At 52.5% G+C, this 12,392-nt stretch carries 9 protein-coding genes and 1 pseudogene; 7 read left to right on the forward strand and 3 right to left on the reverse strand.

The window, feature by feature from the left end:
* The first annotated feature begins 180 nt into the window (after positions 1-180).
* Complete coding sequence (locus tag EFER_RS19670; RefSeq protein ID WP_000924288.1) at positions 181-798, forward strand: trimeric intracellular cation channel family protein; 618 nt, start codon at positions 181-183, stop codon at positions 796-798.
* Here the strand turns inward: EFER_RS19670 and ligB are convergent.
* Positions 795-2,480, reverse strand: a pseudogene (gene ligB / locus EFER_RS19675) (NAD-dependent DNA ligase LigB). The gene EFER_RS19670 and the pseudogene ligB sit on opposite strands and share 4 nt — an antisense overlap.
* Before the next feature lie 255 nt (positions 2,481-2,735).
* On the opposite strand from ligB, the gene gmk reads away from it, so the two are divergent.
* From gmk to recG, 5 genes are read left to right on the forward strand one after another with little or no spacing between them, the layout of a single operon-like run.
* A complete protein-coding gene (gene gmk, locus EFER_RS19680; protein WP_001295237.1) occupies positions 2,736-3,359 on the forward strand; it encodes a guanylate kinase in 624 nt (207 codons plus the stop codon).
* A gap of 54 nt (positions 3,360-3,413) precedes the next feature.
* Positions 3,414-3,689 carry a DNA-directed RNA polymerase subunit omega gene (gene rpoZ, locus EFER_RS19685; protein WP_000135058.1) on the forward strand — a complete coding sequence of 92 codons (276 nt, stop codon included), beginning with the start codon at positions 3,414-3,416 and terminating at the stop codon, positions 3,687-3,689.
* A gap of 18 nt (positions 3,690-3,707) precedes the next feature.
* Complete coding sequence (gene spoT / locus EFER_RS19690; protein ID WP_000280470.1) at positions 3,708-5,816, forward strand: bifunctional GTP diphosphokinase/guanosine-3',5'-bis pyrophosphate 3'-pyrophosphohydrolase; 2,109 nt, start codon at positions 3,708-3,710, stop codon at positions 5,814-5,816.
* A gap of 6 nt (positions 5,817-5,822) precedes the next feature.
* Positions 5,823-6,512 (forward strand): tRNA (guanosine(18)-2'-O)-methyltransferase TrmH, encoded by a 690-nt coding sequence (trmH, locus tag EFER_RS19695; protein ID WP_001070177.1) that lies wholly within the window; start codon positions 5,823-5,825, stop codon positions 6,510-6,512.
* 5 nt (positions 6,513-6,517) lie between these two features.
* Positions 6,518-8,599, forward strand: coding sequence for an ATP-dependent DNA helicase RecG (gene recG, locus EFER_RS19700; protein WP_000678472.1), 2,082 nt, complete (start codon positions 6,518-6,520; stop codon positions 8,597-8,599).
* Here recG and EFER_RS24320 read toward each other — a convergent pair.
* Both EFER_RS24320 and gltS read right to left on the reverse strand, forming a co-directional pair.
* Positions 8,584-9,450, reverse strand: a complete 867-nt coding sequence (locus EFER_RS24320; RefSeq protein ID WP_000747334.1) for a hypothetical protein — start codon at positions 9,448-9,450, stop codon at positions 8,584-8,586. The genes recG and EFER_RS24320 overlap by 16 nt on opposite strands.
* Positions 9,451-9,452: 2 nt before the next feature.
* Positions 9,453-10,658 carry a sodium/glutamate symporter gene (gene gltS / locus EFER_RS19710; RefSeq protein ID WP_000468841.1) on the reverse strand — a complete coding sequence of 402 codons (1,206 nt, stop codon included), beginning with the start codon at positions 10,656-10,658 and terminating at the stop codon, positions 9,453-9,455.
* A 230-nt stretch (positions 10,659-10,888) separates the two neighbouring features.
* Here gltS and xanP point away from each other — a divergent pair, with 230 nt between their 5' ends.
* Positions 10,889-12,280, forward strand: coding sequence for a xanthine/proton symporter XanP (xanP, locus tag EFER_RS19715; RefSeq protein ID WP_002431825.1), 1,392 nt, complete (start codon positions 10,889-10,891; stop codon positions 12,278-12,280).
* Positions 12,281-12,392 lie beyond the last annotated feature (112 nt).

Consider the following 12,392-nt stretch of genomic DNA (forward strand, 5'->3'; position numbering starts at 1 on the left):
TGCTCCATACTTTTTCTAATGCATTTTACTTATCACAAAATCAGAAAAATGCATTCACACTACAGAAAATAGCAATTTCACATAACTACAAATTATCAATTCATTCTCACCTTAAAAAATCTCAATCGTGACAGTGCGCGCAAATCGCTACTCTTCCGTGCAGTAAATCAGGGGGAGCCCATGCTGTTACACATTTTGTATTTGGTCGGCATTACCGCCGAAGCGATGACGGGGGCGCTGGCGGCCGGACGGCGGCGCATGGATACATTTGGCGTAATTATTATTGCGACTGCTACCGCAATTGGCGGAGGGTCCGTGCGCGATATTCTGCTGGGCCATTATCCGCTCGGCTGGGTCAAACACCCGGAATATGTGATTATCGTCGCTACTGCTGCGGTGTTAACCACTATCTTTGCTCCCGTGATGCCTTACTTACGCAAAGTCTTTCTGGTGCTCGATGCGCTCGGGCTAGTGGTCTTTTCTATCATCGGCGCACAGGTTGCACTGGATATGGGCCATGGCCCTGTCATTGCAGTTGTCGCTGCTGTAACCACTGGTGTGTTTGGTGGTGTACTGCGTGATATGTTCTGTAAACGCATCCCGCTGGTATTCCAGAAAGAATTATATGCCGGTATTTCCTTTGCTTCTGCCGTCCTGTATATCGCGCTACAACACTATGTTGCCGACCATGATGTGGTGATTATCTCCACTTTGCTGTTCGGATTTGTAGCCCGCCTGTTGGCACTGCGTTTTAAGTTGGGGTTACCCGTCTTTTATTACAGCCACGAAGGCCACTAAGGGGCAAAGCCCGGAATCTGCTGAGCAGACATCCAACTGCTCAGCACACTAATATCTGAATCATCCCGCCATTTAATAACCTGACTGGCGCGTCGGGAACCTGTACCAGGTAACTGTTGCCAGTCTTGTTTTGTTTGACTCATAACTTGCTGCCATGAATCAAAGAGATGAGATTTTAATGCAGCCTGGGTTAGTGGTATTCCCATTGCCATCAGCCAGCGGGTAAATGGCTGCTTACGAGCCAGATTAAACTGATGCCATAACTGTGCGCTTTTACTTTTCGCGATCCCCGGCGTGTTCTGTAATTGCTCTGGCGTTAATAAAAGCCAGGAAAAGATATGCTCAAAGCGATGAGTCTGATGCAGCGCGCGCCAGCCCGCCTCACCAATTCCATCCAGCCCCAGAACCTGTTTTGACCCCAGCCAGACTAAGCGTGAAATGAACTGTTCCCGACAAACATCAGAAGCAAAGTAGCAGGTCAACGAGTTAAAGCGGTTTTCTGGTGGTGTCGGTTTTGTGCGTTCTGTACCGCGCCAGACCACATTATCAATGCGAGGAATACCCTGCCCGGCAAGGCTGACGAGGATCTGATCACCAGGCGCAATATCCCACTCCTGCCAACGTCTGACAGAACCGATATTTACCCGCTGGACCCGTTTATCATCCAGCTTGATCGGAGCCAGCGATGCCACAACAGCGATTTTGCCACTCTTGCCCACAGTAAAATGAATGGCATTTACCTCGGCAACTTGCGCAATGGGCGGATATTTCCATGCTGCCAGCCAGTCACCCTGTCCGGGCTGCCAGTGTCGGGAATCTGGTTCTTTACCAACACGTACCACCACACCATCTGTCACGAAGGGCAGTTTTGTTTTCCACCACTCACTGCGTACTTGTTCAACTTCCCTGGCACTATTTACTTCACGGGTATATTGCTGCGTCAAAATAAATCCTGCAGCAGTCAATATCTGTAAACGCTCTGGTATCGACTGTGGACCATCAGGCCACGCCCAGATAAAAACACCCAGAGAATTGAGAGTGTCGGTATTCCCATGGCGCATCATCATCCCGGCAACTTTCGAACGCGCATTCATTCCCCCCATTTGCTGCTGAATGTGCCCTTCGCGCTGTAAATATATTTCGCCCTGTAAGGTGCTGTTTGCCAATGGTCCACTCACGTTTTGTGGCACTGACGGGATGAGGCGTAACCGTTGTGTCCAGTCTTCACCCTTCTAACCATTACCACGGCTAATTGCCTGGTTCAGTTTTCCATCGCGATAAACCAGCGTAACCGCAACTCCATCCACTTTGGGTTGTACCCAAACGTCACGACGTGCACGCATCCATTGCTGAAGAGCATTTTTATCTGCCAGTTTACGGACACCAGTATGAGCAACAGGATGCATCACAGTGCCACTAATCGGCGGCATCATCGTTTCACTGTCAGCATTATCACCAAAGCATCGTTGCCACTGTGCCAACCGGGCACTGAGCTGGTCGTAAACGTGATCCTCTACCGTACTTTTTCCCTCTTTCCAGTAGGTATCGCTCCACTGCTTAAGTTGGAGCTGTAAGCGGGAGATCTCTTCGTTAGCACGGGCCGGAGGCCAATCCGGGCATACCGCCTGAGCTGAAGACATGCAGCATAAAATCCAAAGTAAGAGCGTTATCCATAATTTCATTTTTACCTCCGCTGTTTTGCCTGGTAGGTATACAACCTGAAGCGTTCAAAACCGAGCGGTAAAAATCCAGAGCGAGATGTTGCTTCCGAAGAATCGTCGCTGTTGCAGAAAATAGGCGGGAATTCAGGAAACAGGTTCGCAAAACGCAACAACTTTGCGCAAAAAGTGTGAGCAAGGGCTACGTCACATGGCCGCGCCGTGTATAATAAGCTCGTATGTAGGCTTTATTTCGCTAATCACATACGAAAGATACTCATGGCTCAAGGCACGCTTTATATTGTTTCTGCCCCCAGTGGCGCGGGTAAATCCAGCCTGATTCAGGCTTTATTAAAAACCCAACCGTTGTATGACACCCAGGTTTCTGTTTCACACACCACACGCCAACCGCGTCCTGGTGAAGTCCACGGTGAACATTATTTCTTTGTTAATCATGATGAATTTAAAGAAATGATTAGCAGAGATGCGTTCCTGGAACACGCAGAAGTTTTTGGTAATTACTATGGCACTTCGCGTGAGGCCATTGAGCAAGTACTGGCGACCGGTGTCGATGTTTTTCTCGATATCGACTGGCAGGGCGCGCAGCAAATTCGCCAGAAGATGCCGCACGCGCGGAGTATCTTTATTTTACCGCCGTCCAAAATTGAACTGGACCGCCGTCTACGCGGTCGCGGTCAGGACAGCGAAGAGGTCATTGCAAAGCGTATGGCGCAAGCTGTTGCAGAAATGAGCCATTACGCCGAATATGATTACCTGATTGTGAATGATGACTTCGATACCGCGTTGACCGATTTGAAGACCATTATTCGCGCCGAACGTCTGCGCATGAGCCGCCAAAAGCAGCGTCATGACGCTTTAATCAGCAAATTGTTGGCAGACTGAACCTGATTTCAGTATCATGCCCAGTCATTTCTTCACCTGTGGAGCTTTTTAAGTATGGCACGCGTAACTGTTCAGGACGCTGTAGAGAAAATTGGTAACCGTTTTGACCTGGTACTGGTCGCCGCGCGTCGCGCTCGTCAGATGCAGGTAGGCGGAAAGGATCCGCTGGTACCGGAAGAAAACGATAAAACCACAGTAATCGCGCTGCGCGAAATCGAAGAAGGTCTGATCAACAACCAGATCCTCGACGTTCGCGAACGCCAGGAACAGCAAGAGCAGGAAGCCGCTGAATTACAAGCCGTTACCGCTATTGCTGAAGGTCGTCGTTAATCACAAAGCGGGTCGCCCTTGTATCTGTTTGAAAGCCTGAATCAGCTGATTCAAAACTACCTGCCGGAAGACCAAATCAAGCGTCTGCGGCAGGCGTATCTCGTTGCACGTGATGCTCACGAGGGGCAAACACGTTCAAGCGGTGAACCCTATATCACGCACCCGGTGGCAGTTGCCTGCATTCTGGCCGAGATGAAACTCGACTATGAAACGCTAATGGCAGCACTGCTGCATGACGTGATTGAAGATACACCCGCCACCTACCAGGACATGGAACAGCTTTTTGGTAAAAGCGTCGCCGAACTGGTAGAGGGGGTATCAAAGCTTGATAAACTCAAGTTCCGCGATAAGAAAGAGGCGCAGGCCGAAAACTTTCGCAAGATGATTATGGCGATGGTGCAGGACATCCGCGTCATTCTCATCAAACTTGCTGACCGTACCCACAATATGCGCACGCTGGGCTCACTTCGCCCGGACAAACGTCGCCGCATCGCCCGTGAAACACTCGAAATTTACAGCCCGCTGGCACACCGTTTAGGTATCCACCACATTAAAACCGAACTCGAAGAGCTGGGTTTTGAAGCGCTGTATCCCAACCGTTACCGCGTGATTAAAGAAGTGGTGAAAGCCGCGCGTGGCAACCGTAAAGAGATGATCCAAAAAATCCTCTCGGAAATCGAAGGGCGTTTGCAGGAAGCGGGAATACCGTGCCGCGTCAGTGGTCGCGAGAAGCATCTTTATTCGATCTACTGCAAAATGGTGCTCAAAGAGCAGCGTTTTCACTCAATCATGGACATCTACGCCTTCCGCGTGATCGTCAATGATTCCGACACCTGTTATCGCGTGCTCGGCCAAATGCACAGCCTGTATAAGCCGCGTCCGGGTCGCGTGAAAGACTACATCGCCATTCCAAAAGCGAACGGCTATCAGTCTTTGCACACCTCGATGATTGGCCCGCACGGCGTGCCGGTTGAGGTCCAGATCCGTACCGAAGATATGGATCAGATGGCAGAGATGGGTGTTGCCGCGCACTGGGCTTATAAAGAGCACGGCGAAACCAGTACTACCGCACAAATTCGCGCCCAGCGCTGGATGCAAAGCCTGCTGGAGCTGCAACAGAGTGCCGGTAGCTCATTTGAATTTATCGAGAGCGTTAAATCCGATCTCTTCCCGGATGAGATTTACGTTTTCACACCGGAAGGGCGCATTGTAGAGCTGCCTGCCGGTGCAACGCCCGTCGACTTCGCTTATGCGGTGCATACCGATATCGGTCATGCCTGCGTGGGCGCTCGCGTCGACCGTCAGCCTTACCCGCTGTCGCAGCCGCTCTCCAGTGGCCAAACCGTTGAAATCATTACCGCACCGGGCGCTCGCCCGAATGCCGCATGGCTGAACTTTGTCGTTAGCTCGAAAGCGCGCGCCAAAATTCGTCAGTTGCTGAAAAACCTCAAGCGTGATGATTCTGTAAGCCTGGGCCGTCGTCTGCTCAATCACGCGTTGGGTGGCAGCCGTAAGCTCAATGAAATCCCGCCGGAAAATATTCAGCGCGAGCTGGACCGCATGAAGCTGGTAACGCTTGACGATCTGCTGGCGGAAATTGGTCTTGGCAACGCGATGAGCGTGGTGGTCGCGAAAAATCTGCAACATGGGGACGCCTCCATTCCGCCGGTGACTCAAAGCCACGGGCATCTGCCGATTAAAGGTGCTGATGGCGTGTTGATCACCTTTGCGAAATGCTGCCGCCCCATTCCTGGCGATCCGATTATCGCTCACGTCAGCCCCGGTAAAGGTCTGGTGATCCACCATGAATCCTGCCGTAACATCCGTGGCTACCAGAAAGAGCCAGAGAAATTTATGGCTGTAGAATGGGATAAAGAGACGGCACAGGAGTTCATCACCGAGATCAAAGTGGAGATGTTCAATCATCAGGGGGCATTAGCTAACCTGACGGCAGCGATCAATACGACCAACTCCAATATTCAAAGTTTGAATACAGAAGAAAAGGATGGTCGCGTCTACAGCGCCTTTATTCGTCTGACCGCCCGTGACCGTGTGCATCTGGCGAATATCATGCGCAAAATCCGCGTGATGCCAGACGTGATTAAAGTCACCCGAAACCGAAATTAATGTTTTATGAACCCAACACGTTATGCACGCATCTGCGAAATGCTCGCCAGGCGGCAGCCTGATCTGACCGTCTGCATGGAGCAGGTCCACAAACCACATAACGTTTCTGCGATTATTCGTACCGCAGATGCTGTTGGCGTACATGAAGTTCATGCCGTCTGGCCTGGCAGCCGGATGCGCACCATGGCTTCGGCTGCGGCTGGCAGCAACAGTTGGGTACAGGTAAAAACGCACCGTACCATTGGCGATGCCGTCGCCCATCTGAAAGGCCAGGGCATGCAGATTCTGGCTACACATCTTTCTGATAACGCTGTCGATTTCCGCGAAATTGATTACACCCGCCCGACCTGTATTTTGATGGGACAGGAGAAAACGGGTATCACGCAGGAAGCGTTAGCCCTGGCGGATCAGGACATCATCATTCCGATGATCGGCATGGTGCAGTCGCTGAATGTTTCCGTTGCCTCAGCCCTTATTCTTTACGAAGCCCAGCGCCAGCGGCAAAACGCAGGCATGTATCTGCGGGAAAACAGCATGTTGCCGGAAGCGGAGCAACAACGGCTGTTGTTTGAAGGCGGCTATCCGGTGCTGGCGAAAGTCGCAAAACGCAAAGGCCTACCTTACCCCCACGTTAATCAGCAAGGCGAGATCGAAGCTGATGCCGACTGGTGGGCCACTATGCAGGCAGCAGGGTAAGCGCCATGAAAGGTCGCCTGTTAGATGCTGTTCCGCTCAGTTCGCTAACGGGCGTTGGCGCGGCGCAAAGTAATAAGCTGGCGAAAATCAATCTGCATACCGTGCAGGATTTACTCTTACACCTTCCTCTGCGCTACGAAGATCGCACCCATCTCTACCCCATCGGTGAACTACTGCCGGGCGTTTACGCCACGGTGGAAGGCGAAGTGCTGAATTGCAATATCTCCTTCGGCGGTCGGCGGATGATGACCTGCCAGATCAGCGACGGTTCCGGCATTCTCACCATGCGCTTTTTCAACTTCAACGCGGCAATGAAAAATAGCCTGGCGACGGGCCGCCGTGTGCTGGCCTATGGAGAAGCAAAGCGCGGTAAATATGGTGCGGAGATGATCCACCCGGAATACCGCGTGCAGGGCGATCTCAGTACACCAGAGTTGCAGGAGACGCTCACGCCGGTTTATCCAACAACGGAAGGCGTAAAGCAGGCCACGCTGCGTAAATTAACCGACCAGGCGCTGGATCTGCTCGACACCTGCGCCATTGAAGAACTCCTGCCGCCGGAACTGTCACAAGGAATGATGACGCTACCGGAAGCGTTGCGCACTTTGCACCGCCCGCCGCCGACGCTACAGCTTAGCGATCTCGAAACCGGGCAGCATCCGGCACAACGCCGGCTGATTCTGGAAGAGTTGCTGGCGCACAACCTCAGCATGTTAGCCTTACGTGCCGGAGCACAGCGTTTTCATGCCCAGCCGCTGAGCGCCAATGACGCGCTGAAAAATAAACTCCTCGCAGCCTTACCGTTCAAGCCAACGGGCGCACAGGCACGCGTGGTGGCGGAGATCGAGCGCGATATGGCGCTGGATGTGCCGATGATGCGCCTGGTGCAGGGCGATGTAGGTTCCGGTAAAACGCTGGTCGCCGCCCTCGCCGCGTTGCGTGCGATTGCGCACGGCAAACAGGTGGCATTGATGGCACCAACCGAATTACTCGCCGAGCAGCACGCCAATAACTTCCGCAACTGGTTTGAACCGCTCGGTATCGAAGTGGGCTGGCTCGCCGGTAAACAGAAAGGTAAAGCACGGCTGGCTCAGCAAGAAGCCATCGCCAGCGGTCAGGTACAGATGATTGTTGGCACTCACGCCATTTTCCAGGAACAGGTGCAGTTTAACGGCCTGGCGCTGGTGATTATCGATGAACAGCATCGTTTTGGCGTGCATCAGCGTCTGGCGTTATGGGAGAAAGGCCAGCAGCAGGGCTTCCATCCGCATCAGTTGATCATGACCGCCACGCCGATCCCCCGCACGCTGGCGATGACCGCGTATGCCGATCTCGATACCTCGATCATTGATGAACTGCCGCCAGGCCGCACGCCAGTGACGACTGTGGCAATCCCGGATACCCGTCGTAACGACATTATTGACCGCGTGCGCCACGCCTGCATGACTGAAGGTCGTCAGGCATACTGGGTTTGTACGTTGATTGAAGAGTCAGAGTTACTGGAAGCGCAGGCGGCGGAAGCTACCTGGGAAGAGTTGAAACTGGCGCTACCAGAGTTGAATATTGGCCTGGTACACGGACGGATGAAGCCAGCCGAGAAGCAGGCCGTCATGGCGTCATTTAAACAAGGCGAGTTACACCTGCTGGTTGCCACTACTGTTATTGAAGTCGGCGTTGATGTGCCTAACGCCAGCCTGATGATCATCGAAAACCCGGAGCGTCTGGGTCTGGCGCAGTTGCACCAGCTACGTGGGCGTGTAGGTCGTGGCGCGGTGGCTTCTCACTGTGTGCTGCTCTACAAAACGCCGCTCTCCAAAACCGCGCAAATCCGCCTGCAAGTGCTGCGCGACAGCAACGACGGTTTTGTGATTGCACAAAAAGATCTGGAGATTCGCGGCCCTGGCGAATTGTTAGGTACGCGCCAGACGGGTAATGCTGAATTTAAAGTGGCGGATTTGCTGCGCGATCAGGCGATGATCCCGGAAGTTCAGCGCCTGGCACGCCACATTCACGAACGTTACCCACAGCAGGCAAAAGCCCTGATAGAACGCTGGATGCCGGAAACGGAACGTTACTCGAATGCATGACCAGACTCATCACAAGACAAGTCACGCAGTAAATCTTCAATCTGGATAGTGATGATATCCATTGCCTCATACGCATCCTGCGCAATTCGCGCCGCCATTGCGCCTTCCGCTTCACCACGCAGAATTTCAGCCGCTGCCTGTACGCCAGCCACAATCATTTCAGGTGTTAACATTTGGCGAAGAAAAGCGCGATTCTCAGAGGACCAGCCATCTTTATGACCTAATGGATGCCCCCAGCCTAACCATTCTTGCAACCATAACGGATTGGCTTCTATGGGATAAATTAGATGCGCGGCATACTGAATAGCACACACCGCTTTTCCCGGCGTATCCAGCACCCACCAGCGTGACCAGAGAGAATGAATTAACGGCGCGGCCCCGCCCAGAGTATTGAATACCGCCAGCCAGCAAAGAACATTATTGAAACCACGCTCGTTATCCATACGCTGCAACGCGGTTTCCAGTAAAAATTGCCGTACCTGCTGGCGTTGGGAAGTATTCATCATCTCCTGCCAGAGGTAGGGCCGACGCAATGCCTTCATTAAGGATTCTTCGAAGTGATCACCATAACCGCCAGCTAAAACGGTTTCATGCCATTGCGCCAGGCATAGCGGAAACAGATAGCGAAACAGCTCTATTTGCATCGGTTCGTTATAAACGAGATTGAGTACATAGTAAGCACTCAAATCCCATTCGCTGATCTGCTGCCACTCTTTAGCCGCCAGCGCCTTGAGTTCGGCATCTGCGTAATCAAATTCCGTTTCCCATACACAGAGCACTGGCGGCTCATCACCAAAAATATGGCGACAGTGTTCACGTAGCGTTTCCGGTTCCTTCCGACGCTTTTTCATTTTTAACCCGCAAAAATCGGCAACATTAAATACAGCTTAATCACCAGCGCATTGACGATATCGATAAAGAACGCACCAACCATCGGCACGACCAGGAACGCCATGTGCGACGGGCCAAAACGTTCGGTGATTGCTTGCATGTTGGCGATTGCCGTTGGCGTTGCACCGAGGCCAAAACCACAGTGACCCGCAGCCAGCACCGCCGCATCGTAGTTTTTGCCCATCATGCGCCAGGTAACGAAGATGGCATACAACGCCATGAAGATGGTCTGTACCACCAGAATCGCCAGCATCGGCAGCGCCAGCGAAGCCAGCTCCCATAGTTTCAGCCCCATCAGCGCCATCGCCAGGAACAACGACAGGCTTACGTTACCAAGCACGGATACCGCACGCTCAAAGACGCGGTAAAAGCCCATCATTGACAGACCGTTGCTCAGAATCACGCCAACAAACAGTACACAGACGAAGGTCGGCAGTTCAAAAGCAGTGCCAGCCAAAAGTTGCGCAACAATTTTCCCCACCGTCAGGCAGATAGCAATCAGCGCGATAGTTTCAATCAGCACCAGCGAGGTGATCATGCGGCCCACATCCGGCTTTTCGAACGCCGTCGGGACTTCCTGGTCATCTGGAATACCGTTCGGCGTGGTGGAGTGTTTCACCAGATAGCGCGCTACCGGACCGCCAATCAAGCCGCCCAGCACCAGACCAAACGTCGCACAGGCCATCGCCACTTCCGTCGCATTGGAGAAGCCATAGCGTTCAATGAACAATTTACTCCACGCAGCGCCCGTACCGTGACCGCCCGAAAGAGTAATAGAACCGGCCAGCAGCCCCATCAGTGGATCAAGCCCTAACAGGCTAGCCATACCAATGCCAATGGCATTTTGCATCACCAATAGGCCAACAACCACAATCAGGAAAATACCAACCACACGCCCACCAGCGCGCAGACTGGCAAGGTTGGCGTTCAAACCAATGGTGGCGAAGAAAGCCAGCATTAACGGATCGCGCAGGGACATATCAAAGTTGACTTCCCAGCCCATACTTTTTTTCAGCACCAGCAACGCAAGTGCAACCAGCAAACCGCCAGCAACAGGTTCCGGTATGGTGTATTTCTTCAAAAAGGAGACGGAATGGACTAACTTGCGCCCCAGCAGCAACGTCAGCGTTGCGGCAACAAGCGTTGATAAAGTGTCGAGATGAAACATAGATAGATAGCTCCTTTGTGCACGCACCACTCCTGCAGAGTCATGCTTTCCTGGTTCGATTCTCAGCTGTTAACAGAAAAATGGCATGGATTTTAAGCAGAAAAGAGGCAAAAGTTATATAAAAAAGTTCATTTATTGCATTTAAATATTTAGCGTAATCACTGGCAAACGTTTGCTTTTGGTCTATGGTCAGCTAAAATGCCCTCTTTGCTACCACGGGATTGTTTTCGATGTCTGTTTCCACCCTCGAGTCAGAAAATGCGCAACCGATTGCGCAGACTCAAAGCAGCGAGTTGATTTACCGTCTTGAAGATCGTCCGCCGCTTCCTCAAACCCTGTTTGCCGCCTGCCAGCATCTGCTGGCGATGTTCGTTGCGGTGATCACGCCAGCGCTATTAATCTGCCAGGCGCTGGGTTTACCGGCACAAGACACACAACACATTATTAGTATGTCGCTGTTTGCCTCCGGTGTGGCGTCGATTATTCAAATTAAGGCCTGGGGCCCGGTTGGCTCCGGGCTGTTGTCTATTCAGGGCACCAGCTTCAACTTTGTTGCCCCTCTGATTATGGGCGGTACGGCGCTTAAGACCGGTGGTGCTGATGTTCCTACCATGATGGCGGCTTTGTTCGGCACGTTGATGCTGGCAAGTTGCACCGAGATGGTGATCTCCCGCGTTCTGCATCTGGCGCGCCGCATTATTACGCCGCTGGTTTCTGGCGTTGTGGTGATGATTATCGGCCTGTCGCTAATTCAGGTTGGGTTAACGTCCATTGGCGGCGGTTACGCAGCCATGAGCGATAACACCTTCGGCGCACCGAAAAATCTGCTGCTGGCAGGCGTGGTCTTAGCCTTAATTATCCTGCTTAACCGTCAGCGCAACCCCTACTTACGCGTGGCCTCACTGGTGATTGCGATGGCGGCCGGATATGCGCTGGCATGGTTTATGGGCATGTTGCCAGAAAGCAACGAACCGATGACGCAAGAGCTGATTATGGTGCCAACGCCGCTCTATTACGGTCTTGGCATTGAATGGAGCCTGCTGCTGCCACTGATGCTGGTCTTTATGATCACCTCTCTGGAAACTATTGGCGATATCACGGCGACCTCTGACGTTTCGGAACAGCCTGTTTCTGGTCCGCTATACATGAAACGTCTGAAAGGCGGCGTGCTGGCGAATGGTCTGAACTCATTTGTGTCGGCGGTATTTAACACCTTCCCGAACTCCTGTTTTGGACAAAACAATGGTGTGATTCAGTTAACAGGTGTTGCCAGCCGTTATGTTGGTTTTGTTGTGGCGCTGATGTTGATTTTGCTCGGCCTGTTCCCGGCAGTAAGTGGATTTGTGCAACATATTCCTGAACCTGTGCTGGGCGGCGCGACGCTGGTAATGTTTGGTACTATCGCAGCATCAGGTGTGCGTATTGTCTCCCGTGAGCCGCTAAACCGCCGGGCAATTCTGATTATTGCTCTGTCTCTGGCGGTCGGTCTGGGTGTTTCTCAGCAGCCACTGATTTTGCAGTTTGCTCCTGACTGGCTGAAAAACCTGCTCTCCTCCGGGATCGCCGCAGGCGGTATTACTGCCATTGCGCTGAACCTGATTTTCCCGCCGGAAAAACAGTAAATTCCTTGCGGCGGTAAGATATTTCTACCGCCGCAGTCATCCTCTTTCACTATTCCCGCCTTGAGGAATGCGCACAAATCGTGCATAACTCCCTTATGTTCATTTCACGGGA

The sequence above is a fragment of the Escherichia fergusonii ATCC 35469 genome (genome assembly GCF_000026225.1).
GTDB classification, from domain to species: domain Bacteria; phylum Pseudomonadota; class Gammaproteobacteria; order Enterobacterales; family Enterobacteriaceae; genus Escherichia; species Escherichia fergusonii.